Origin of the sequence: Streptomyces violaceus (genome assembly GCF_036014075.1) — a bacterium.
GTDB lineage: Bacteria > Actinomycetota > Actinomycetes > Streptomycetales > Streptomycetaceae > Streptomyces > Streptomyces violaceus.
Map to the genome: position 1 here is coordinate 7,276,537 of NZ_CP107911.1, position 23,384 is coordinate 7,299,920.

22 protein-coding genes are annotated in these 23,384 nt (G+C 70.9%); 18 read left to right on the top strand and 4 right to left on the bottom strand.

The genetic code is table 11. From position 1 onward, the window contains the following. Positions 1-13: 13 nt before the first annotated feature. The 12 genes from OG542_RS32735 (at position 14) to OG542_RS32790 (ending at position 12,133) form a co-directional block, all read left to right on the top strand. Positions 14-1,102, top strand: a complete 1,089-nt coding sequence (locus OG542_RS32735) for a helix-turn-helix transcriptional regulator (RefSeq protein ID WP_328415547.1) — start codon at positions 14-16, stop codon at positions 1,100-1,102. A 160-nt stretch (positions 1,103-1,262) separates the two neighbouring features. Then, entirely contained in the window at positions 1,263-1,556 is a 294-nt protein-coding gene (locus tag OG542_RS32740) for a hypothetical protein (RefSeq protein ID WP_311124793.1), read from the top strand. Positions 1,557-1,600: 44 nt separating this feature from the next. Continuing rightward, positions 1,601-1,795: a hypothetical protein gene (locus OG542_RS32745; RefSeq protein WP_311124792.1), complete on the top strand. Its 195-nt coding sequence runs from the start codon at positions 1,601-1,603 to the stop codon at positions 1,793-1,795. 260 nt (positions 1,796-2,055) lie between these two features. Further along, positions 2,056-2,340, top strand: a complete 285-nt coding sequence (tatA, locus tag OG542_RS32750) for a Sec-independent protein translocase subunit TatA (RefSeq protein ID WP_311124791.1) — start codon at positions 2,056-2,058, stop codon at positions 2,338-2,340. 47 nt (positions 2,341-2,387) lie between these two features. Then, the gene (tatC, locus tag OG542_RS32755; protein ID WP_311124790.1) at positions 2,388-3,347 is read left to right on the top strand and encodes a twin-arginine translocase subunit TatC; all 960 of its coding nucleotides are present in this window, start codon (positions 2,388-2,390) and stop codon (positions 3,345-3,347) included. Positions 3,348-3,378: 31 nt separating this feature from the next. Continuing rightward, a complete protein-coding gene (locus OG542_RS32760; RefSeq protein ID WP_328415548.1) occupies positions 3,379-4,269 on the top strand; it encodes a diacylglycerol kinase in 891 nt (296 codons plus the stop codon). 40 nt (positions 4,270-4,309) lie between these two features. Further along, positions 4,310-7,159: a DEAD/DEAH box helicase gene (locus OG542_RS32765; protein ID WP_311124788.1), complete on the top strand. Its 2,850-nt coding sequence runs from the start codon at positions 4,310-4,312 to the stop codon at positions 7,157-7,159. Between the two features lie 328 nt (positions 7,160-7,487). Beyond that, entirely contained in the window at positions 7,488-9,131 is a 1,644-nt protein-coding gene (locus tag OG542_RS32770) for a sensor histidine kinase (protein ID WP_328415550.1), read from the top strand. Then, the gene (locus OG542_RS32775) at positions 9,128-9,535 is read left to right on the top strand and encodes a roadblock/LC7 domain-containing protein (protein WP_184597403.1); all 408 of its coding nucleotides are present in this window, start codon (positions 9,128-9,130) and stop codon (positions 9,533-9,535) included. Before OG542_RS32770 ends, OG542_RS32775 begins: the two co-directional genes overlap by 4 nt. Continuing rightward, complete coding sequence (locus OG542_RS32780) at positions 9,532-9,930, top strand: DUF742 domain-containing protein (RefSeq protein ID WP_184597401.1); 399 nt, start codon at positions 9,532-9,534, stop codon at positions 9,928-9,930. The genes OG542_RS32775 and OG542_RS32780 overlap by 4 nt, the downstream gene beginning before the upstream one ends. Continuing rightward, positions 9,911-10,531: a GTP-binding protein gene (locus OG542_RS32785; protein WP_189726564.1), complete on the top strand. Its 621-nt coding sequence runs from the start codon at positions 9,911-9,913 to the stop codon at positions 10,529-10,531. Before OG542_RS32780 ends, OG542_RS32785 begins: the two co-directional genes overlap by 20 nt. Positions 10,532-10,606: 75 nt before the next feature. Then, positions 10,607-12,133 (top strand): cytochrome P450, encoded by a 1,527-nt coding sequence (locus OG542_RS32790; RefSeq protein WP_328415553.1) that lies wholly within the window; start codon positions 10,607-10,609, stop codon positions 12,131-12,133. Here the strand turns inward: OG542_RS32790 and OG542_RS32795 are convergent. Further along, on the bottom strand, positions 12,127-13,113 hold the full coding sequence (locus tag OG542_RS32795; protein ID WP_328415555.1) for an RluA family pseudouridine synthase: 987 nt from the start codon (positions 13,111-13,113) through the stop codon (positions 12,127-12,129). The two genes, OG542_RS32790 and OG542_RS32795, sit on opposite strands and share 7 nt — an antisense overlap. Positions 13,114-13,194: 81 nt before the next feature. Here OG542_RS32795 and OG542_RS32800 point away from each other — a divergent pair, with 81 nt between their 5' ends. Beyond that, positions 13,195-13,776: a GNAT family N-acetyltransferase gene (locus tag OG542_RS32800; RefSeq protein ID WP_328415557.1), complete on the top strand. Its 582-nt coding sequence runs from the start codon at positions 13,195-13,197 to the stop codon at positions 13,774-13,776. A 34-nt stretch (positions 13,777-13,810) separates the two neighbouring features. On the opposite strand, the gene OG542_RS32805 is transcribed toward OG542_RS32800, so the two are convergent. Together OG542_RS32805 and OG542_RS32810 are read right to left on the bottom strand one after the other, a co-directional pair. After that, positions 13,811-14,653 (bottom strand): siderophore-interacting protein, encoded by an 843-nt coding sequence (locus OG542_RS32805; RefSeq protein WP_311124782.1) that lies wholly within the window; start codon positions 14,651-14,653, stop codon positions 13,811-13,813. 123 nt (positions 14,654-14,776) lie between these two features. Further along, positions 14,777-15,706: a 5'-3' exonuclease gene (locus OG542_RS32810; RefSeq protein WP_311130256.1), complete on the bottom strand. Its 930-nt coding sequence runs from the start codon at positions 15,704-15,706 to the stop codon at positions 14,777-14,779. Between the two features lie 198 nt (positions 15,707-15,904). Here OG542_RS32810 and OG542_RS32815 point away from each other — a divergent pair, with 198 nt between their 5' ends. The 4 genes from OG542_RS32815 to OG542_RS32830 all read left to right on the top strand — a co-directional run bounded on the left by OG542_RS32815 (position 15,905) and on the right by OG542_RS32830 (position 21,245). Then, a complete protein-coding gene (locus tag OG542_RS32815; RefSeq protein ID WP_261680635.1) occupies positions 15,905-16,996 on the top strand; it encodes a quaternary amine ABC transporter ATP-binding protein in 1,092 nt (363 codons plus the stop codon). After that, on the top strand, positions 16,989-19,604 hold the full coding sequence (locus OG542_RS32820; protein WP_328415559.1) for an ABC transporter permease/substrate binding protein: 2,616 nt from the start codon (positions 16,989-16,991) through the stop codon (positions 19,602-19,604). Before OG542_RS32815 ends, OG542_RS32820 begins: the two co-directional genes overlap by 8 nt. Positions 19,605-19,959: 355 nt before the next feature. Further along, positions 19,960-20,529 (top strand): helix-turn-helix domain-containing protein, encoded by a 570-nt coding sequence (locus tag OG542_RS32825; RefSeq protein ID WP_328415561.1) that lies wholly within the window; start codon positions 19,960-19,962, stop codon positions 20,527-20,529. Next, on the top strand, positions 20,526-21,245 hold the full coding sequence (locus tag OG542_RS32830; RefSeq protein WP_328415563.1) for a helical backbone metal receptor: 720 nt from the start codon (positions 20,526-20,528) through the stop codon (positions 21,243-21,245). The genes OG542_RS32825 and OG542_RS32830 overlap by 4 nt, the downstream gene beginning before the upstream one ends. On the opposite strand, the gene OG542_RS32835 is transcribed toward OG542_RS32830, so the two are convergent. Then, positions 21,172-22,308: a TDT family transporter gene (locus OG542_RS32835; protein WP_328415565.1), complete on the bottom strand. Its 1,137-nt coding sequence runs from the start codon at positions 22,306-22,308 to the stop codon at positions 21,172-21,174. The genes OG542_RS32830 and OG542_RS32835 overlap by 74 nt on opposite strands. A gap of 71 nt (positions 22,309-22,379) precedes the next feature. On the opposite strand from OG542_RS32835, the gene OG542_RS32840 reads away from it, so the two are divergent. Next, positions 22,380-23,315 carry a LysR family transcriptional regulator gene (locus OG542_RS32840; RefSeq protein ID WP_328415567.1) on the top strand — a complete coding sequence of 312 codons (936 nt, stop codon included), beginning with the start codon at positions 22,380-22,382 and terminating at the stop codon, positions 23,313-23,315. Positions 23,316-23,384: the final 69 nt, after the last annotated feature.

The window sequence follows — 23,384 nt, forward strand, 5'->3', positions numbered from 1 at the left end:
AGCGGACGAGACAGTGGCAGGCAAACCGGTCAGGCCCGTGAACGCCATCGACCAGACCCGGCGGATGCTCTCGCTGGTGACGTATCTGAAGGAGCGCCCCGGTGCCCGGGTCGAGGACGTCGCGCGCGCCTTCGGCATCACCGAGGACGAACTGGTCTCCGACCTCGACGTGCTGCCCATGTGCGGCACCAGCTTCCGCGGCGGCGACCTGCTCGACATCGACACCGACGGCGAGCGCATCTGGTGGCACAATTCGGCCGCCTTGGCGGAAGAAGCCGCCGAGCCGCTCAGGCTCGCCGCCGACGAGGCCACCGCCCTGCTCGTCGCCGCCCGGGCCGTGGCCACGCTGCCCGGACTGCGCGAGAGCGACCGCCAAGCACTGCTGCGGGCGACGGCCAAGGTGGAGACCGCGGCCGGCGAGATGGCGGGCGCCAGCTCGCGCCTGTCGGTGACCTTCGAGTCCGAGGGCGGAGTCTTCGCTGACGTCGACCGGGCGATCGCCGAGCGTCGCCGCTTGTGGATCCGCTACTACTCGCCCGCGCGCGACGAGGTCACCGAGCGGGAGATCGACCCCATCCGCTTGGTCAGTGTCGGGCACACCTACGTCGAGGCCTGGTGCCGGCGTTCCGAGGCGCGCCGCACGTTCCGGCTCGACCGGGTCGCCGAGATCAAAATCCTGGACGAGCCGTCGGCGCCGCCGGAGATGGAGCTGCGGGACCTGTCGGAGGCCTTGGTGCAGCCCGCGGCCGAGGACCCGGAGGTCGTGGTCGAGGTCGGGCCCGGCGGCCGCTGGGTCGCCGAGTACTACCCGCACGACAGCGCGGACGAGCTGCCCGACGGCGGTCTTCGGATCACCCTGCGCACGCCCGACCCGACGTCGCTCCGCCGCCTGGCGCTGCGGCTCGGGCGGGACGGCCGGATCGTCTCGCCGCCGGAGCTCGCCGACAGCGCCCGGCAGGCGGCCCACGAGGCGCTGACGGCGTACGACGGGATCGAGGCGGTCGGGACGGCCGGCGGGGCGGAGACGGCCGAGGCCGGCGGGCCGCGTGGCGTGCGCGCGGTGCGCCGCGTCCCGGACGGGCCGGACGGCGGTCTCGAGTGATGCGAGGGTGCCCACGGCGTCGACTGCCGGGTGGGGCCGCCCCCGGCACCGGCCGCGGTGCCGGGGCACGGACCCGGCCGACGTCGGTGGTGGGCCGGCCCGCACCGGCGTCCCCCGGGCGCCCCGGAGGCGTACCACCCGAGAAAGAGGAGCGAGGCCTGTGAGCGATTCGGCGACGCCCGGTGCGCGCGGCATGACGGTGGAGTCCGCGTTCGCCGGGATGACGAGCGTGTCCCCGGTGGTCTTCAAGGCGGGCTGCCCGGACTGCCGGGAGCGCTTCGAGCTCACCGCCGGCGCCCTGCGCCTCGCCATAGGCGCCACCAGCCGCACCACGTTCTACTCCTTCACCTGCCCGCAGTGCGGCGCGTCCGTCCGCAAGCCCGCCGGGGAGCGGATCGTGGAGCTGCTCACGGGCGGCGGCGTGCGGACCCTGCGCCTTGCTCCGACCCCCTGAGGGTCTGGGCGTCCGCCCCTCCCGGAGGGTCTAGGCTCGACGGCATGTTCTGGCCGATGTTCGCGGTTGCCGTGGGGTTCGTGGGTCTCGTCGTGCTCGGGGTGTTCGCCGTCCGGGTCTTCGTGGAGGCACAGCGCCTGGGCAGGCAGGTCACGGATTCCGCGCGTCGTATCAACCGGGCCGCCGAGGACCTGGAGCGGGCCGCGGGGAGCGCGGCCCGGTCCGTGGACGCCCTCTGAGCCGTTCGGCAGGCGGCTGTGAGTTGCGCTTTGGGCCACTTCGCCCTGTCACCTCCGCGGTTCGGACAGGTACGCTGCTGGTCGCGGCCCGGTTAACGAGGCACTGGCCGCGGAGCGGGAGTACGTACAGGGGATGCAGAGGGATTGCCTCACGTTTACCCCGGAGCGTTACGATCGCTGTCAACACGACCGTTCGGACAAGTGTCCGACCGGTCGGACAGCACCCCACCCCAGCCGCCTCGGTGAGAAGGTAAAGACTTATGTTCGGAAGGCTCGGAGCCCCCGAGATCATTCTCATCCTCGTCGTCATCATCCTGCTGTTCGGCGCGAAGAAGCTTCCGGACATGGCTCGGTCGCTCGGCAAGTCCGCCCGCATCCTCAAGAGCGAGGCCAAGGCGATGAAGGACGACAGCAAGTCGTCCACGACCCCGGCCGGCCCGCCCAACAACGACGAGCAGCCCTCGCAGCGCACCATCCAGGCGGCGCCCGGTGACGTGACCAGCTCGCGCCCGGTCAACGAGCCCACGGACACGACCAAGCGCTGAAGCCGGGCCGGTGACCTCCGGCCCGCCGCACGAGATGGGAACGTGGGTTGCTGAAGTCTGCCCGCAAGCAGGAGAAGGATCCGGAGGGGCGGATGCCCCTCGCGGAGCACCTTCGCGAGCTCCGCAACCGGCTCGCCAAGGCGATGCTGGCGATCGTCCTCGTCACGGTCGTCGCCGCCTTCTTCTACAACGACATCATCAACTTGATCACCAAGCCGATCCTCGACTCGGTCGGCTGTGACAAGACCTTCCAGGAACTGGCCAGGTCGCAGTCCTCGAAGCCGTGTGCGCAGATCACCATCAACGGTCTGATCACCCCCTTCACGCTGGCGCTGAAGGTGTCCCTGATGGCCGGTGTCGTGCTGGCCTCGCCGGTCTGGCTCTACCAGCTGTGGGCCTTCGTCGCGCCGGGCCTGCACCGGCACGAGAGGAAGTACGCCTACGCCTTCGTCGGCACGGGCGCCCCGCTGTTCATCACCGGCGCCTACTTCGCCTACACGGTGCTTCCCACCACGGCGAGGGTGCTCCTCGAGTTCACCCCGGGGGGCACGTCCAACCTCCTCCCGCTGGACGACCTGCTCGACCTGGTCATGCGGATGGTGATCGTCTTCGGCCTCTCGTTCGAGCTGCCCCTGCTGCTGGTCATGCTCAATCTCACCGGGGCGATCACCGGCAAGCGGATGCTCGGCTGGTGGCGCGGCATGATCATGGGCATCACGGTCTTCGCGGCCATCGCCACGCCCAGCACCGACCCGCTGACCATGCTGATGCTCGCCGGGCCGATCTGGATCCTGTACTTCGCGGCCGTCGCCTTCTCCCTGCTCAACGACCGCCGTCGCAGCCGTCGCGAGGCCTTGGGCCCCGCCGACGACGAGGCCTCCGAGCTGGACCTCACGCCCGACGACATCGGCGAGATCGAACCCGTGACCACCGGCCGCGCCGCCCTGCCCGAGCAGGCGAGTTCGGAGCGCTCGGACCGGGTCAACGGTTATGACGACGTGACCTGAAGATCGGCGGGCAGCTCATAGGGTCGGTCGCGTGACCAGCGAGATCACCCTCTTCGTCAACCCCACCGCGGGCCGCGGCCGGGGCGCCCGCGCGGCGCAGCCGGCCGCTTCCGCTTTGCGGGCGGCCGGTTTCTCGGTGCGTACGGTGCTCGGCGAGGACGCCGCGGACGCCCTCACCCGCGCGCGTGCCGCCGTCGAAGGCGGTACCGGAGCGCTGATAGCCGTCGGCGGTGACGGCATGGCCAACCTCGCGCTGCGGGCGGTCGCGGGCACCCGTACCCCGCTCGGCCTGGTCGCCGTCGGCACCGGCAACGACTTCGCCCGCGCCCTCGGCCTGCCCGTGCGCGAGCCGGCCGCCGCGGGACGCATGATCGCCGACGCCCTCAAGTGCGGCCGGATCCACGACATCGACCTCGGTCAGGTGGGCGACCGCTGGTTCGGCACGGTCCTCGCCTCCGGCTTCGACTCCCGCGTCAACGACCGCGGCAACCGCATGCGGTGGCCCGCCGGCCGCTTCAAGTACGACCTGGCGATGATCGCCGAACTCGCCGCTTTCCGGCCCGTCCCGTACTGGATCAGGCTCGACGACGGCGAGGTCCGTGAGGTCGAGGCGACCCTGGTGGCCGTCGGCAACGGCTCGTCGTACGGCGGCGGTATGCGGATCTGCCCCGGCGCCGACCTCACCGACGGGCTGTTCGACATCACCGTGGTCGGGGACTGCAGCCGTACGACACTGCTGCGGGTGTTTCCGAGGGTGTACCGGGGGACCCACGCGGGGCATCCGGCGGTGACCGTGCTGCGGGCGGCCCGGGTCGAGATCGCCGCTGAGGGGATCACCGGGTACGCGGACGGGGAGCCGCTCGGCCCGCTGCCCCTGAGCGCGCGCTGCGTGCGCGGGGGCGTACGCGTCGTCGGCCCCTGAACTGCGCCGATCCCCGGTTTCACAGGAATGGATCCGGATAATGATCGTCCTGTTGTCAGTGCGGCCCGGTACGCTCGAAAGCACGATGACAGAGGACCTCTCACCGGCCGAGCGGTACGCGGCAGCCCGCAAGCGTGCTGTCGAGCAGGCCACCGCGCTCGCCTCCTTCCGCGAGATGTACGACTTCGGCCTCGACCCCTTCCAGATCGAGGCCTGCCAGGCGCTCGAGGCTGGGAAGGGCGTCCTGGTCGCCGCGCCCACCGGCTCGGGCAAGACGATCGTCGGCGAGTTCGCCGTCCACCTCGCTCTCCAGCAGGGCAAGAAGTGCTTCTACACGACACCCATCAAGGCGCTGTCGAACCAGAAGTACGCCGACCTGTGCCGCCGTTACGGCACGGACAAGGTGGGCCTGCTCACCGGCGACAACAGCGTCAACTCCGACGCCCCGGTGGTCGTGATGACCACCGAGGTGCTGCGGAACATGCTGTACGCCGGTTCGCAGACCCTCCTGGGCCTCGGCCACGTGGTCATGGACGAGGTGCACTACCTCTCCGACCGGTTCCGGGGCGCCGTGTGGGAAGAGGTGATCATTCACCTTCCCGAGTCGGTCACGCTCGTGTCGCTGTCGGCGACCGTGTCGAACGCCGAGGAGTTCGGCGACTGGCTCGACACGGTCCGCGGCGACACCGAGGTGATCGTCTCCGAGCACCGGCCCGTACCGCTGTTCCAGCACGTGCTGGCCGGGCGGCGGATGTACGACCTGTTCGAGGAGGGCGAGGGCCACAAGAAGGCCGTCAACCCCGACCTCACGCGCATGGCGCGCATGGAGGCGAGCCGGCCGTCGTACCAGGACCGCCGGCGCGGCCGGTCCATGCGCGACGCCGACCGCGAGCGCGACCGCAGACAGCGCTCCCGGGTGTGGACGCCGAGCCGGCCCGAGGTCATCGAACGGCTCGACGCCGAGGGGCTGCTGCCCGCCATCACCTTCATCTTCAGCCGCGCCGCCTGCGAGGCCGCCGTCCAGCAGTGTCTGTACGCGGGGCTCAGGCTCAACGACGACGAGGCGCGCGAGCGGGTACGTGCCCTCGTCGAGGAGCGCACGGCGTCCATCCCGAACGAGGATTTGCACGTCCTCGGCTACTACGAGTGGCTGGAGGGCCTCGAGCGCGGCATCGCCGCCCACCACGCGGGCATGCTGCCGACCTTCAAGGAGGTCGTCGAGGAACTGTTCGTACGTGGCCTGGTCAAGGCCGTGTTCGCGACCGAGACCCTCGCCCTCGGCATCAACATGCCCGCCCGCTCGGTGGTGCTGGAGAAGCTCGTCAAGTGGAACGGCGAGCAGCACGCGGACATCACGCCCGGTGAGTACACGCAGTTGACGGGGCGTGCGGGGCGGCGCGGCATCGACGTCGAGGGCCACGCCGTGGTGCTGTGGCAGCGCGGCTCGAGCCCCGAGCACCTGGCGGGTCTGGCCGGCACGCGCACGTACCCGCTGCGCTCGAGCTTCAGGCCGTCGTACAACATGGCGGTCAACCTGGTCGAGCAGTTCGGCCGGCACCGGTCGCGCGAGCTGCTGGAGACGTCCTTCGCGCAGTTCCAGGCGGACAAGTCGGTCGTCGGCATCTCCCGCCAGGTGCAGCGCAACGAGGAGGGTCTTGAGGGCTACAAGGCCTCCATGACCTGCCACCTCGGCGACTTCGAGGAGTACGCGCGGCTGCGCCGCGAGCTGAAGGACCGTGAGAACGACCTGGCCCGGCAGGGCGCGGCACAGCGGCGCGCCGAGGCCGCCGTCGCGCTGGAGAAGCTGAAGCCCGGTGACGTCATCCACGTGCCCACCGGCAAGTACGCGGGCCTGGCACTGGTGCTGGACCCGGGCCTGTCCGCGGGCCGTTCGAACGGCCACCGGGGCTTCGAGCACCACGACGGGCCGCGCCCGCTGGTGCTGACCGCCGAGCGGCAGGTGAAGCGGCTGGCGTCCATCGACTTCCCGGTACCGGTCGAGCCGCTGGAGCGGATGCGGATCCCGAAGTCCTTCAACCCGCGTTCCCCGCAGTCCCGTCGGGACCTCGCCTCCGCGCTGCGCACCAAGGCCGGGCACATCCCGGCCGACCGGCACCGCAAGCGGCGCTCCCAGGCAGCCGACGACCGCGAGATCGCCCGGCTGCGGACCGAGCTGCGGGCACACCCCTGCCACGGGTGCGACGACCGTGAGGACCACGCCCGTTGGGCCGAGCGCTACCACCGGCTGCTGCGGGACACCTCGCAGCTGGAGCGGCGGATCGAGGGCCGTACGAACACGATCGCGCGGACGTTCGACCGTATCGTCGCGCTGCTGACCGAGCTCGACTACCTGCGCGGCGACGAGGTCACCGAGCACGGCAAGCGGCTCGCGCGGCTGTACGGCGAGCTGGACCTGCTCGCCAGCGAGTGCCTGCGCGAGGGGGTCTGGGAAGGGCTCGGCCCGGCTGAACTGGCGGGCTGTGTCTCGGCGCTGGTGTACGAGGCGCGTGCGGCGGACGACGCGATGGCGCCGAAGCTGCCGTCAGGGAAGGCCAAGGCCGCGCTGGGGGAGATGGTGCGGATCTGGGGGCGGCTGGACGCGCTGGAGGAGGAGTTCCGGATCACCCAGACCGAGGGTGTCGGACAGCGTGAGCCGGACCTGGGATTCGCCTGGGCCGCGTACATGTGGGCCTCCGGGGCGGGGCTCGACGAGGTGCTGCGCGAGGCGGAGATGCCGGCGGGGGACTTTGTGCGGTGGTGCAAGCAGGTCATCGATGTGCTGGGGCAGATCGCGGCGGCGGCGCCGCAGGGTTCTTCTGTGGTGAAGAACGCGCGTAAGGCTGTTGATGGGTTGCTGCGGGGAGTTGTCGCCTACTCGTCCGTGGGGTGATCGTTTGGCGCGCGGGTGCCGGCCGTACGTGGTTGCTCGCGCAGTTCCCCGCGCCCCTTTAGGGGCGTTGTTCTGAGGGTCCCTCACCCGTAGCGGTGAGGGACTTTCGTATGCCTGTACGTCGTTACGTACAGCATTCGAACGATGTCGCAGCGTGTAAACGACCGAGCGTACTATCCCTTCGCGTCCGGTTTCCGGCAGTTGCTGAATATGACACGGCGATGATCCGGTCGGACTAAGCTCGCCCGCAGCGCACCGGCTTGAGATGAATTCGTGCGCTTGTTCCCCAATGTGTGGAACCCCAGCCGACTCCTGTCAGAAGGCCTACATGGTGAGTGTTCAATCCCCTCCCGTTCGCCGTGAACTTCCTTACGCGCGCGTGCTGCTGCTGCCGGCCATAGCGATGGCCGCGGCGTCCGGATCCGCCGTCGCCCTGGTGACGGAGTCGGCCCGGCTCGCCGTCGGCTGGTGCGGCGGCATCGCCACCGCGCTGGTGATCGCGACGGCGGCCGAGGCGGTCCGCCGCGGCCGTGCCCTGCGGAACCAGCGTGCCGAGCACGCCCGCCACAGCGCGTATCTGGAACAGCGGATCGCCGGCCACGAGCACGAGTTGGTCCGCTTCTCGAGGGAGATCGTCCCTGCCGCGCTCGACCTGCTGCGCACCGGAGAATCCCCCAGGGAGGTGATTCGCAAGCTCGGCCTGGCCGACCCCGCGTACCGCGACCTCCCCGAGCCGGAGGTGGAGACGCTCCTGACGGTGCTCAGGATCGTCGACCACGAAGTGACCATGCGTGACGCCGCCGCTCGCTCCTTCGTCACGGTGGCCCGCCGCGTCCAGGCGATCGCCCACCAGCAGGCCGAGGAACTCCGGGAGATGGAGGAGGACCACGGCCGCAACCCCGAGGTCTTCGACGACCTGCTGCGCATCGACCACGGCAACGCCCTGATCGGCCGCCTCGCCGACTCCGTCTCCGTCCTCGGCGGCGGCCGCCCCGGCCGCCAGTGGCCCGAGCCGGTGTCCCTGTACAGCACGCTGCGCGGCGCCATGTCCCGCATCCTGGAGTACCGGCGCATCCAGCTGTCCTCCATCGCCAAGGTCAGCGTCAAGGGCATCTACGTCGAGCCCGTCATCCACGCCGCCGCCGAACTCCTCGACAACGCCACGCGCTACTCGCCGCCGCAGACCAAGGTGCATGTCACCGCCACCGAGGTGCAGACCGGCGTCTGCATCGAGATCGAGGACGGCGGCGTCAACCTCAACGAGGAGGCACGGGCCCGGATCGAGGGCATGCTGGAGGCCGCCAAGGCGGGCGTCGACCTCCAGGACATCGGTGAGCACCCGCGCCTGGGCCTGGCCGTCGTCGGCCGCCTCTGCACGGCGTACAACATGCAGGTGTCGCTGCGGGCCTCCGCGTACGGCGGTGTCCGCGCCATCCTCATCGTGCCGAGCGAGATGATCACCCACGAGCCCGGCGTCGGACTCGCCCACGGCATCGGCGCCACCGGCATCCCCATGACGGTCGGCATTCCCGAGGGCCCGAAGCGCGCGCCCAAGAGGCGACGCCCCACCAGCCCGAAAGTCCCCGACACAGTCCTGCTGGAGGACGACGACGTCCCCGAGGTCACCGAGTGGACGACGAACGGCCTGCCGCAGCGCCGCAGCCGGGTGAAGATGCCGCTCGCCGAGCGACTCGCCCAGCAGGCCGCCAACGAGAAGGCCGACCGGGAGGCCGCCGAACGGGGTGAGTACAACCCCTGGGCGGCGGTATCGGAGCCCGAGACCAAACCCCTGCGTGACATGTCGGCCCCCGACGCCCCGGGCAAGGGCCTCGAGGCCTTCTGGGAGGGACTCAAGCAGGGCATCGAACCCGGCACCCACCCGACCGACTTCATCCGGAACCCGACCAAGTACCTGCACCTGATCAACGACCCGGCCCCCAGCGAGGCCGACGACGAGGGGGACCTCAAGTGATCCAGCAGCGAGGCAACTTCGACTGGATGCTCAAGCAGCTCGCCGACGGCGTGCCGGGCATCGAGATGATCGTGGTGCTCTCGGCCGACGGCCTGCGCATCGCCCGCCACGGCGGCGAGCCGGACGCGGCCGACCGGGTCGCCGCAGCCTGCGCCGGCCTGCAGTCCCTCGCGGGCAGCATCTGCCAGGAACTCACCGTGGGCGAGGGCGAGATGAAGCTCGTCATGATCGAGATCGACCGCGGCTACTTCTACCTGATGAACGCCGGCGCCAACGCCTTCCTCGCGGTGCTCTCCGACGTGCGGTGCGAACCCGGCCGGATGAGCGCGATGATGCGTGACCTCGTCGTCCGGATCGGCGGCCATCTGACCAGTCCGCCCCGGCGGAACGGGCAGATCGTATGACGCCTCCGCAACGCCAGAGGCGCGACCCCACCCCGGAATCGCCCCCGCCCCAGGAGGGCGAGGGCAAGGTCAGGAACCCCGAGCGGATGTACGTGGTGGCCGGCCCGGACGGTGAACGGGCCGAGCTCGACCTGGTGACGTTAATCGTGGCGCGTGCCGAAGACCCGCCGCCTTCCGCCTCCCCCGAGCAGGCGGCGCTGCTCCGGCTCTGCGCCGCCCCCCTGTCCGTGGCCGAACTCTCGGCCTACCTCCACCTGCCGTTCAGCGCGATGGGCGTGCTGCTCACCGAGCTGCTGACGGCGGAACTGGTGCAGGCGCGCGCCCCGATCGTCCGCCAGTCACGCACCGACCGTTCCCTCCTCGAAGCGGTGATGAATGGACTTCAAAGGCTCTGACACCATCCCGGGCCCCCGGGCCGAGGACCAGTTGCCCCACACGGCACAGTCCGCGGCCAAGATCGTGATCGTGGGTGGCTTCGGCGTCGGCAAGACGACCATGGTCGGCTCGGTCAGCGAGATCACACCGCTGACCACCGAGGAGACCATGACGCAGGCCGGCATCGGTGTCGACGACAACTTCGGCTCCGCGTCCAAGACGGCCACCACCGTCGCCATGGACTTCGGCCGCATCAGCATCACCGACCAGCTCGTGCTCTACCTCTTCGGCACACCCGGCCAGCAGCGCTTCTGGTTCCTGTGGAACGGCCTGTTCGAGGGCGCGCTCGGCGCGGTGGTGCTGGTCGACACCCGTCGGCTGGAGGTCAGCTTCGATGTCATGGGGCGCCTGGAGGAGCGCGGTGTGCCGTTCGTGGTGGCGGTCAACTCCTTCCCGGACGCGCCCCGTTACGACCTCGAGGAGCTGCGCACGGCCCTCGACCTCACCCCGGACATCCCGATCATGGAGTGCGACGTACGCCGCAGGGCGTCCAGCCGTGACGTCCTGATGACCCTCATGCGCTTCCTGCACTCGCTCGCCATGACGGGCTCGCTCACCTGACCCCGCACCTGCCCGCCCCACCCCCACCTTCCCCCACCAGACACCTGGATTCACTTCAGTTTCGGAGCGACCACTGTGACGCCTGAATCCCACGCCCCGACCGATACGGACGCCCCCCGGATCGGCCCGCCTCCCGGCTGCCCCGCACACGGCCTCGGGCCCGGCGGACTGCACCGGCTGCACGAGTCGGAGGATCTGGGAGCGCTGTACGAGCAACTACGGAAGGACCACGGCCCCGTGGCGCCCGTGCTGCTCCACGACGACGTCCCGATCTGGGTCGTCCTCGGCCACGCCGAGAACCTGCACATGGTGCGCTCGCCCTCGCAGTTCTGCCGGGACAGCCGTATCTGGACCCCGCTCCGGGACGGCCTGGTCAAGCCCGACCACCCGCTGATGCCGCACATCGCCTGGCAGCCCATCGCCGCGCACGCCGAGGGCGACGAGCACAAGCGGCTGCGCGGCGCGGTTCAGGGCGCCATCTCGACCATCGACTTCCGCAGCCTGCGCCGCTACATCAACCGCAGCACGCAGGCCATCGTCAACCGCTTCTGCGAGGAGGGCGAGGCCGACCTCGTCGGCCAGTTCGCCGAGCACCTGCCGATGGCCGTGATGTGCGAGATCCTCGGCATGGCCGACGAGTACAACGACCGTCTCGTCGAGGCCGCCCGCGACGCGCTCAAGGGCACCGAGACCGCGATCGCCAGCCACTCCTACGTCATGGACGCCCTGAGCCGGCTCACCGCACGGCGTCGCGCCCGGCCGGAGGAGGACTTCGCCAGCTATCTGATCACCCACCCGGCCCGGCTTACGGACGACGAGGTCAGGGAACACCTGCGCCTGGTGCTCTTCGCCGCCTACGAGGCCACCGCCAACCTGCTGTCCAACGTGCTGCTCACGGTGCTGATCGACCCGCGCTTCCGTGCCCAGCTCAACGGCGGCCAGATGACGGTGCCGGAGGCGGTGGAGCAGTCCCTGTGGAACGAGCCGCCGTTCAGTACGGTCTTCGCCTACTTCGCCAAGCAGGAGACCGAGCTGGGCGGTCAGCGCATCCGCCGGGGCGACGGACTGCTCTTCGCCCCGGCCCCGGCCAACGTCGACCCGCGGGTTCGGCCGGACCTGTCCGCCAGCATGCAGGGCAACCGCTCCCACCTCGCGTTCGGCGGCGGCCCGCACGAGTGCCCCGGCCAGGACGTCGGCCGATCCATCGCCGATGTCGGCGTCGACGCGCTGCTGATGCGGCTGCCCGATGTCGAACTCGACTGCGACGAGGAGGAGCTGCGCTGGACGGCGTCCATCGCCTCCCGGCACCTGGTGGAAATGCCGGTGCAGTTCTCGCCCAAGCCGCCGCAGGACGTGACGGAGCCGCCGAACCACAAGCAGGTCCCCGCGCAGCGCTCCGACTGGCAGATCGGCACCCCGCAGCCGCAGCCCGCACCGGTCACCCCGCAGCCGCGGCCCGCACCGGTCGCCGCGCAGCCGCAGCCGGCCCAGGCGCAGCCACAGCCGGCCCCTGTGCACCCGCAGGTTCAGCCGACGGCTCAGGAACCGGCCCGCCGCAAGGGCGCCTGGCAGCGCTTCCTGAGCTGGTGGCGCGGCTACTGACCGGCTGACGGGCCGTCGTACGTCCCGGCGGCCCACCGGTCGTACGACGCCCACGCCGCGAGCTCCCGGCCGCTGCGGAACCGGTGCTCCTCGCCCGTGACCGGATCGGTGAACCCCAGGGCCCGTGCCAGCAGTTGGAGCGGGCGCCGGAAGTCACCGGCCGGTACGGGTCCGGACACCTCCGGGTAGAGCGGGTCGCCGAGGATCGGCACGCCCAGCGCGGTCATGTGTACCCGCAGCTGGTGCGTCTGCCCGGTGCCGGGCACCAGCCGGTACCGGGCGAGTCCGCCGGCCCCCTCCGGACGGTGCCCGACGAGTTCGACACGGCTCACCGCGTTCGGCTCGCCCGCCACCTCCCGGGCCTGGAGCACCCCGCGCTCCTTCACGATCCGGCTGCGTACGGTCCGGGGCAGGGTGAGACCGGGGTCGTACGGGGCGACGGCCTCGTACTCCTTGTGGACCCGGCGGTCACTGAACAGCGTCTGGTACGCGCCGCGCTCCTCGGGGCGCACGGTGAACAGCACGAGTCCCGCGGTGAGCCGGTCCAGGCGGTGTGCGGCGCCGAGCGCGGGGATGTCCAGCTCCCGGCGCAGCCTGGCCAGCGCGGTCTCGGTGACATGGCCGCCGCGCGGGGTGGTGGCGAGGAAGTGGGGTTTGTCGACGACGACGATGTGCTCGTCCCTGTGCACGACCTCCAGCGGGAAGGGCACCGGCACCTCCTCGGGCAGCTCCCGGTGGAACCACACGAACATTCCCGGCACGTACGGCGCGTCCGCCGCCACGGCCCGTCCGTCCGCCCCGACGATCCGACCCGCGTCGAACATACCGTCGACGACACCGGCACCCGCCCCGCTGAGCCGCTCCACCAAGTGCTCACGCACCGTGGCCCAGGACCCCGTGACGGGCAGCCGCACCCGCACCGGATCCACGCCATGGCGCTGCGGCAGGGGAGAGGGCGGGATGCGGGGCTTGCGTCTCATCGGGGCCCAGCGTACGAGGCCCGGCGCGCCGGGCGGAAAACCACTGTTACCGCCCCTCGCGCCCTTGTCAGGATGCGGGGCATGCCGTTCCTCACCAGCCCGGTCCTGACCGCCGGGACTCTCGCCCGCCGTCCGCAGCCCACCCTCGCCACCGGCGACGGACTCCTCCTGCGTCCCTGGCGGGCCGCGGACGCGCCCGCGGTGTACGAGGTCTTCCAGGATCCCGTGATGCACCAGTGGCACGCCCGGGCCGCCGACTCCGAGGAGGAGGTCGCCGGCTGGATCGGCGACTGGCACCGGACGTGGGAGGAGGAGCGGGAGGCGCAGTGGGCCGTCACCGACGCGGACTCCGGCTCGCTGCTGGGGCGGGTCGCGCTGCGCGAGATACGGCTCGACGACGGTATGGCGGAGGTGGCGTACTGGACCGTCCCGGCGACACGGGGCCGGGGCATCGCCGCGCGTGCCACGACCGCGCTGTCCCGCTGGGCCCTCGACGAGACCGGCTTCCACCGCCTCGAACTCCTGCACGCCGTACGCAACGAGGCGTCCTGCCACGTCGCCACCAGGACGGGCTTCCCTCTCGAGGGGACGAAGCGCAGCGCCGTCCTGCACGCGGACGGCTGGCACGACATGCATCTGCACGCGCGGGTGCGGGGCGACTGAGGGGCGTCGCGGCAGGCCGTCGCGCTCGCGTCGCTCAGGCGGCCGGGCTGCTCTCCTGTTCCGCTTCGATGCGTGCGTTCCAGTCCCGCTTCGAGGCCTGCCAGCCGTCCTCGTTGTGGCCGCGCCGCCAGTAGCCGGAGATCGACAGGTCCTCGCGCGCGATCTGGCGCTCGACCCGGAGCAGATGGCGCAGCTCCTTCACGAAGTGCGCCTCGCCGTGGACGAAGGCGTGCACCCGGCCCTCGGGGAACTCCAGGTTCCGTACCGCCTCGACCAGCGCCTCGCCGAGGGGCCTCTCGCGGCGGTGCAGCCAGACGACGTCCACGTCCGAGTCGATCTTCTGCTCTTCCTCGGGGCCGGAGATCTCCACGAAGGCGTAGGCCTTGGCGCCGCGCGGCAGGGCCTCCAGGGCGCAGGCGATCGCGGGCAGCGCGCTCTCGTCACCGACGAGGAGATGCCAGTCGGCGTCGGTGTCGGGCGCGTACGCCCCGCCGGGGCCCATGAACCGCACGGTCTCGCCCGGCTGGACGCGCACCGCCCAGGGGCCGGCCAGGCCCTCGTCACCGTGGATGACGAAGTCCAGGGTCAGCTCGCGGTGCTCGGCGTCCCACTGGCGCACCGTGTACGTCCGGGTCACCGGCCACTGTTCGCGGGGGACCTCCTCGCGAATGCGCTGCATGTCGAAGGGTTCCGGGTAGGTCACGCCCTCGGGCGCGAACAGCAGCTTCACATAGTGGTCGGTGCACGTGCCCGCCGCGAAGTCGGCGAGGCCCTCGCCGCCGAGCACCACACGCTGCATGTGCGGAGTCAGCCGCTCGGTGCGGACGACCTGAGCGGAGTGCGGCTTGCGCGGCTGGCGTCCCGGTCGCTCTGCCATGAGGACCTCCCTGTCTCGCATAGTTAGGCTTACCTAAGTTAGCACCTCGCCCCCACTTAACACCTCTTGAATGAGAGGTTCATGAACACCGCCGGTCTCCGGAAGGCCGTCGGCCCGCCCCCGTCACACCGCCAGCGTGGTCAGCAGACGCTCCAGTGAGCCGCCCAGGCCCCAGCGGGTCGCCAGTGTCCGAAGCTCCGCCGGGTCGCGCGGGGCCCGCGGCAGCGCCGTGGTGACATCGGGCAGGGGTACGTCGTCCGCGACCCGGACCACCTTCGGCGCGACCGCGAGATAGGGGCGCGCTTCGTCCAGCCGCCTGCGCTGCGTCGGCGTGAGCTTCGACCGCCGGTCCTCGATCGCCGCCATGATCCCGGCCAGGTCCCCGTACTCGGCCAGCAGCTTGGCGGCCGTCTTCTCTCCGATGCCCGGCACGCCCGGCAGGCCGTCGCTGGGGTCGCCGCGCAGCAGGGCCAGATCCGCGTACCCGCTCCCGTCGACCCCATACTTCCCACGGAGCCATGCCTCATCGGTGAGCTGGAGGGTGCCCACGCCCTTCAGCGGGTACAGCACGCGGACCCCGCGCGCGTCGTCCACCAGCTGGTACAGATCGCGGTCGCCCGTGACGATGTCGACCGGGCCCTTCGCCCGCGCGGTGAACGTGCCGATCACATCGTCCGCCTCGTACCCCGCGACGCCCACGCGCGCGATGCCCACCGCGTCCAGCACCGCCTCGATGACCGGCACCTGCGGCGACAGCGTGTCGGGCACCTCCTCCTCGTCCGGGCCGGCCGCGTGCTCCTCGGCGACGCGGTGGGCCTTGTAGGACGGGATCAGCTCTACCCGCCAGTGTGGCCGCCAGTCGGCGTCCATGCAGGCCACGAGCTGGTCGGGCCGGTGGTCCTTGACCAGCCGGTCGATGAAGTCGAGCAGTCCGCGCACGGCGTTCACCGGCGTTCCGTCCGGGGCCCTGACCGAGTCCGGGACGCCGAAGTAGGCGCGGAAGTACAGGGAGGCGGTGTCGAGGAGCATCAGTCGTCCGGTCACGCCACGCATCATGCCGTAAGCCACTGACAGCCACTTGCCGCTGCGCGGCGGGTCGCCGTGTGTGCGTCTTGTGTGAAGCGCCCCACTTGTGGGTTTGCCTTTCCCGATCGGGGGGAGGCGCCGCCGCAGAGCGAGGCTGGTTGCGCATTTCAACTGTTTGCGGCCCTGTCCTCGCTCTGTTCTGTTGCCGTCGAGATTGAGGTGCACGTGTCAGCGAGGCTTCAGGCAGAGAGCCTGTACAAAGTGTTCGGCAGGAGACCGGACCGAGCGGTCGAGCGGCTCCGCGACGGAGCCGACCGGGAGGAACTGCGTGCCGAGGGCACGACCGCCGCCGTGATCGACGCGTCCTTCACCGTGGAGCCCGGCCAGATCTTCGTCGTCATGGGTCTGTCCGGATCCGGCAAGTCCACCCTGCTGCGCATGCTGAACGGCCTGCTCGAGCCGACCTCCGGGCACGTCCGCTTCGACGGCCAGGACCTGACCACGCTCGGCGACCGCGAGCTGCGCAAGGTCCGCTCCCGGAAGATCAGCATGGTGTTCCAGCACTTCGCGCTCTTCCCGCACCGCAGCGTGCGCGAGAACGCCGCCTACGGTCTGGAAGTGCAGGGCGTGCCCCGCGCCGAGCGCGTACGCCGCGCCGACGAGGCGCTCGCCCTGTGTGGCCTGGCCGGCTGGGAGAAGTCCTGGCCCGACGAGCTGTCCGGCGGCATGCAGCAGCGTGTCGGTCTCGCCCGCGCGCTCGCCACCGACGCCGACCTGCTGCTGATGGACGAGTCCTTCAGCGCCCTGGACCCGCTGATCCGCCGAGACATGCAGGACCAGCTGCTGGAACTCCAGCAGAAGCTCAAGAAGACGATCGTCTTCATCACCCACGACCTGAACGAGGCCATGCGCCTGGGCGACCGCATCGCCGTCATGCGCGACGGTGAGATCGTCCAGATCGGCACCGCCCAGGACATCCTGCTGCGGCCGGAGAACGACTACGTCGCCTCCTTCACCCAGGACGTCGACCGCTCCCGCGTCCTGACCGCGGGCGAGATCATGGACCCCTCGGTCACCGCCGACGACCCCGGCTGCCACTGCCGGACCGCCACGGCCGACACCCCGTTCACGGAGCTGTGCGCGATCAGCGCCGGGCTCTCCCACCCCGTCTCGGTCGTGGACCAGGACAACAAGCAGATCGGCGTCGTCCCCCGGCAGCGTCTGATCGGCTTCCTCGGCGACGAGCAGGACGCCACCCCGCAGCCCTGCGACTCCCCGCAGGACAAGGGCGGAGAGAAGGTGACCGCCCGTGCCTAGGATCGAGCTCGGCAGCTGGGTCAACGACGCGGTCGACTGGCTCACCACCCACATGGCGTGGCTGTTCGACTTCTGCAAGACCGTCTTCCTCGGCCTCTACGACGGCATCAACGCCGTCCTCCAGGCCCCCGAACCGCTGCTCCTCGCGGGCATCTTCGCCGTGGTCGCCTTCTGGCTGCGCGGCACGCTCGCCGGTGTCCTCACGTTCGCCGGATTCGCGTTCATCGACTCCCTCGAACTGTGGGAGAACGCGATGATCACCCTGGCGCTCGTCCTCGTGGCGACCGTCATCGCGCTCGTGATCTCCATACCCGTGGGCATCTGGGCGGCCCGCTCGGACCGCGTCAGCGGTCTGGTCCGGCCCGTCCTGGACTTCATGCAGACGCTGCCCGCGATGATCTACCTCATCCCGGCGATCCTGTTCTTCGGCACCGGCGCTCCCGCCGGCATCGTCGCCACGCTGATCTTCGCGCTCGCACCGGGCGTGCGCATGACCGAGCTGGGCATCCGGCAGGTCGACAAGGAACTGGTCGAGGCCGCCGACGCGTTCGGCACCACGCCCCGCAACACCCTGCTGCGCGTCCAGCTCCCGCTCGCCCTGCCCACCGTCATGGCCGGCGTCAACCAGGTCATCATGCTCGGCCTGTCCATGGCCGCGATCGCCGGCATGGTCGGCACCGGCGGCCTCGGCGGCGACGTCAACGAGGCCATCGGCCAGCTCAACGTCGGCCTGGGCTCCGAGGCCGGTGTGGCCATCGTGATCCTCGCGATCTACCTGGACCGCATGACGAGCGCCCTGGGCACCCAGGTCTCCCCCCTCGGCCGCCGCGCCGCCGCCAAGCTGCGCGCCGCCCAGGGGCTGAAGATCTGGTCCTACCGGCCCCGCCCGGTCGTCGCCGTGATCGGCGTCGTCGTCCTCGCGCTCACCGCGGGCGGCATGGGAATGTTCGGCGGCAGCACCGGCACCACGGCCGCGGCCGACGGCAAGAACGTCGGCCAGGGCAAGAAGATCAGCATCGGCTACATCCCCTGGGACGAGGGCGTCGCCTCCACCTTCCTCTGGAAGGACGTCCTGGAGCAGCGCGGCTACGAGGTCGAGGCCAAGCAGTACGACGCGGGCCCGCTGTACACCTCGCTCGCCCAGGGCAACGTCGACTTCCAGACGGACGGCTGGCTGCCCACGACCCACGCCCAGTACTGGAAGAAGTACGGCAAGCAGCTCGACGACCTCGGCTCCTGGTACGACAAGACGTCCCTCGAGCTCTCCGTGCCCTCCTACATGAAGGGCGTCGACTCCCTGGAGGACCTCAAGGGCAAGGCGTCCGAGTTCGGCGGCAAGATCACCGGCATCGAGCCGAGCGCCGGCGAGATGGCCCTGCTCAAGAGCAAGGTCCTCAAGGACTACGGCCTGGACAAGGAGTACAAGGTCGTCGACAGCTCCACGCCCGCCATGCTGGCCGAGCTGAAGCGCGCGTACGCCAAGAAGGAGCCGATCGTCGTCACGCTCTGGTCGCCGCACTGGGCCTACAACGACTACGACCTCAAGAAGCTCAAGGACCCCAAGGGCGCCTGGGGCAAGGGAGACGGCGTGCACACGCTGTCCCGCAAGGGCTTCGCGGACGACGACCCGACGGTCGCCAAGTGGCTGAAGAACTTCAAGATGACCGAGAAGGAGCTCACCAGCCTCGAAGCCGGGATCAACAAGGCGGGCAAGGGCAACCAGCAGGAGGCCGTCCGCGCCTGGCTGAAGCAGAACCCCGGCTTCGCCGACAAGATGGCCCCGGTCGCGAACGCCGCCGGCAGCACACCCGCCGAGGCCAAGCAGCCCCTGGACGTGGCCTGGTTCCCCTGGGACGAGGACATCGCCGTCACCTACCTGTGGAAGAACGTCCTCGAACGGCGCGGCTACAAGCTGAACCTGAAGCAGATGGACGTCGGCCCCGTCTACACGGGCCTGGCTTCGGGCGATCTCGACCTCAACTTCGACGCCTGGCTGCCCTACGCCCAGAAGAACTACTGGGACAAGAACAAGGACCGGCTCAAGGACCTCGGCACCTGGTACGAACCTACCTCCCTGGAGATCGCCGTCCCGTCCTATGTGAAGGGCGTCGACTCCCTGGAGGACCTCAAGGGCAAGTCGGGCACCTTCAAGGGGAAGATCATCGGCATCGAGCCGGGCACCGGCGAGATGGATCTGGCGAAGAACAAGGTCCTGCCCGGCTACGGCCTGGACAAGGAGTACGAGGTCGTCGACGGCTCCACCCCGGCCATGCTGGCCGAGCTGAAGCGCGCGTACGCCAAGAAGGAGCCGATCGCCGTCACCCTCTGGTCGCCGCACTGGGCGTACAGCGACTACGAGCTGACCAAGCTGAAGGACCCCAAGAAGGCCTTCGGCGAGGGCAACACGATCCGCACCATCTCCAACGAGAAGTTCCCCGGGCAGTACCCGCAGCTCACGAAGTGGATCAAGAACTTCAAGATGAGCGAGGGCGAGCTCGGCAGCCTGGAGAGCGAGATCAAGAACCGCGGTCAGGGCCATGAGGAAGAGGCCGTCGCCGCGTGGCTGAAGGAGCACCCCGACATGGTGGGGCGCATGACGCCGCAGTGAGGCCGGACGCGGGGCGGGACGCGACACGACGCGTCCCGCCCCGCACCCGTATCCACGAGCGGGATCCGGACAACCACAGAGCGCAACGCCACCCCCCAAGCCTCGTCTCTCGCTCTGTTCCTCCCGCCTCCCACCCGGTTCCTCCCGTAGGAGGAAATCCGTACGCTGCCCCGGGAGCGGCGGATCCCCTGGCGCGAACTGTGAGGTCGTGCACCGCCCTGTATGACGTCGATGTGACGGGCGCGGGAAACGGTTTGCCGAACATGCGTAGGGTGCAGACAACTCAACAGAAGCAGTGCGCCGGGACGCCGGTGCACGGGGACCGGATCGACGGGCGAAGGAGGGAGCCGGAGCGATGGGCGACCACAAAGAGCAGTCCCTTCGGGTGGGCGCGGCCGTGCGCCGCAGGCGCCGCGCGCTGGAGCTCACCCTCGCGGCCGTGGCCGAGCGCAGCGGCCTGTCGGTCCCGTTCCTGAGCCAGGTCGAGAACGACCGGGCGCGCCCCAGCCGAAGCTCCCTGGAGAAGGTCGCCGACGCCCTGCGCACCACCGCCGTGGAGCTCCTCGCCGCGGCCGACCCGGCGTGCAGCGTGGACGTCGTCCGTGCCGACGGCGCCGAGCCGCCGCCCCAGCCCCGGACCCGGTCCCTGGTGCGCGGCCACCACCAGATGCACGCCTCCGAGTTCATCGGCGACCACGACGCGGGCCGTGAATTCCAGTACCGCAACGACCAGTTGATGTACGTCGCCGACGGCGCGGTGGAGATCGAGGCGGAGGGCCGCGCCTACCGGCTCGGCCGCGGCGACACGCTGTACCTCACCGGCGGCGTTCGGCACCGCTGGCGTGCCACGGAGTCGGACACCCGCGTGATCGTCGTCGCCGTGGCGGAGCACATCGAGGCGGTCCGGGACCGGCCACGCCGGTGAGGGTCGTCTCGCTGGTCCCCTCGCTGACCGAGGCCGTGGCCCGGTCCGCCCCCGGCACCCTGGTCGGCGCTACCGACTGGTGCACCCATCCGCCCGGCCTGGACGTCGTACGCGTCGGAGGCACGAAGAACCCGAAGCCCGACCGGATCGTCTCCCTCGCCCCCGACCTGGTGATCGCCAACGAGGAGGAGAACCGCGAGCCCGACCTCGCGGCCCTGCGCGCGGCGGGAGTCCAGGTCCTGGTGACGGAGATCCGCGACGTGCCGGGGGCCTTCCGGGAACTGGCCCGGGTCCTGGACGCCTGCGGGGCGACGGCGCGCCCGCGCTGGCTGGACGAGGCGGAGGACACCTGGTCCTCCCTGCCGCGGCCGGTGACCCGCCTGACGGCGGTCGTGCCGATCTGGCGCCGCCCCTGGATGGTCCTGGGCCGCGACACCTTCGCGGGCGACGTCCTGGCCCGCCTCGGCGTCGACCACGTGCACGCGGCGCACCCCGACCGCTACCCCCGCATCGCGCTGGAGGAGTTGCGCGCGGCCACACCGGATGTGGTGATCCTCCCGGACGAGCCGTACCGCTTCACCGCGGACGACGGCCCCGAGGCCTTCCCCGGCCTGCCCTGCGCGCTCGTCAGCGGACGGCACCTCACCTGGTACGGGCCGTCGCTGGCCGAGGCGCCACGGGTGCTGGACCGGGCCCTGCGAGCAGTTCGCCCCTGAGCAGCCCGCGTACGGTGCCCGCGGCGGCGGTGGCCCACGCGACGACGAGCACCGCGTACAGGACGACCGCCGGCCCTTCGTAGGCCACGAGCCCGGTGTGCCGGCCCAGGGCCTCGGCGCCCGTGACACAGGTGCCGACCGGGAAGGTGAACGACCACCACGTCATCGCGAACCGCAGCCCGTGCCGCCGGGCGCGCAGCACATGAACGGTGGCGAGGCAGAACCACAGCAGCGCGAACGCCATCACGGGCACGCCGTAGAGCACGGCGAGCACACCGAAGCCCTGGCTGTACGGCGCCGGTACGACTCCGGGGGCCGTGTCCGCGAACGCTCCGACGGCGGTCGTCGACTGACCGAGCGGCCCCAGCACCAGGAACAGTGTGGGGGTGAGGGCGACGGGCAGCGGCCCGCCGGTGATCAGCCGCCCGAAGACCAGCGGCAGCATCACGAGCGTGGCGAGCAGACTGAGCCCGAACAGCGCGAAGCAGACGAGCAGCAGTGTCTCCCGGGGCTGACCTGGAGGCAGATGAGGAACCAGCAGCGGCCCGACGGCGGCCGACACCATGGGCGCGACCAGCGGCAGCAGCCAGACGGGGGTGGCCTGTCCCGGCTCCACCCGGTGCCGTACGGCCATCAGATACGGCACGGCGACGGCGGCGGCCAGCCCGAGAGCCGTGCCGGCGCTGAACAGCACGGCGTCGAGCGCGACGGCCGCCCGCATGCCGATCACGTCCCGGCCCACGGTCAGGGCACCGCCGCCCACGGCGAGCAGGGCCATGGCGAGACAGCCGTAGAAGGGGGCCGTCGCCGGGTCGAGGAGATGGGCGCGGGCCTGGTCCCGGTGGTGGACCCAGTGCGCCGCCCGGGCCCCGAGCAGGGTCAGGAGCAGGACGAACGCGAGGGCCCAGACACCGGCGAGCACGGGACGCAGCCCGGGAAGGTGCGTCGGGAGGGCGGCTCCGGCGGTGGCGACGACGGCGGTGCCCATGACGGTGGCGTACCAGTTCGGCCCGAGGTGACGGACCGACACGGGGTACGCGAGGGGCTGGGCTGCGGTGACCATGACTCTTACGGTCGGTGAGCCGGAGCTGTACCACCAGGGAGCAAGCCTCTATGGCGACATAAGCTGGGTTTATGAGCAGGACGGATGAGCAGGGTGACGTGCCGACCGCCGGAGCCGGGTCCTTGGGGCACCGGGTGCCGGATCTCGGCGCACTGGAGCTGCTGTTGGCGGTGGCGCGGCTCGGCAGCCTCGGTGGGGCGGCGCGGGAACTCGGCATCACCCAGCCCGCCGCGAGCAGCCGGGTCCGGTCGATGGAGCGGCAGCTCGGCGTCGCACTGGTCGACCGTTCGCCGCGCGGGTCCCGGCTGACGGACGCCGGTGCGCTGGTGACGGACTGGGCGCGGCGGATCGTCGAGGCGGCGGAGGCGTTCGACGTGGGGGCGCAGGCGCTGCGCGATCGCCGTGACTCGCGGTTGCGGGTGGCGGCGAGCATGACCATCGCCGAGTACCTGCTGCCGGGCTGGCTGCTCGCGCTGCGTGCCCAGCGGCCCGACACGGCGGTCTCCCTGCACGCCGGCAACTCGACGGTGGTGGCGGAACGCCTGCTGTCGGACGAGGCGGATCTGGGCTTCGTGGAGGGCTTGTCCGTTCCGACAGGGCTGGACTCGGTGGTCATCGCCCACGACCGCCTGATAGTGGTCACGGCCCCCGGCCACCCCTGGGCCCGCCGCCGACGGCCCCTGGCGGCGGGGGAGTTGGCGTCGACGCCGCTGATCCTGCGCGAGAAGGGTTCGGGTACGCGGCAGGTGCTGGACACGGCGCTCGGGGGACTGGCCCGGCCGCTGATCGAGTTGTCCTCGACGACGGCGGTCAAGGCGGCGGCGGTGAGCGGGGCGGGGCCGTCGGTGCTGAGCGAACTGGCGGTGGGGGAGGAGCTGGCGATGCGGCGGCTGGTGAGTGTGCCGGTGGAGGGGGTGGCCTTGGCGCGGGATCTGAGGGCGGTGTGGCCCACGGGGCATCGGCCTACCGGGCCTGCCAGGGACTTGCTGTCGCTGACGCGGGGGTAGTTTTCTCGCCCCCGCCGCCCCTGCCCGTCCCATCCGCAGGGGGCTCCGCCCCCTGGACCCCCGATCGGC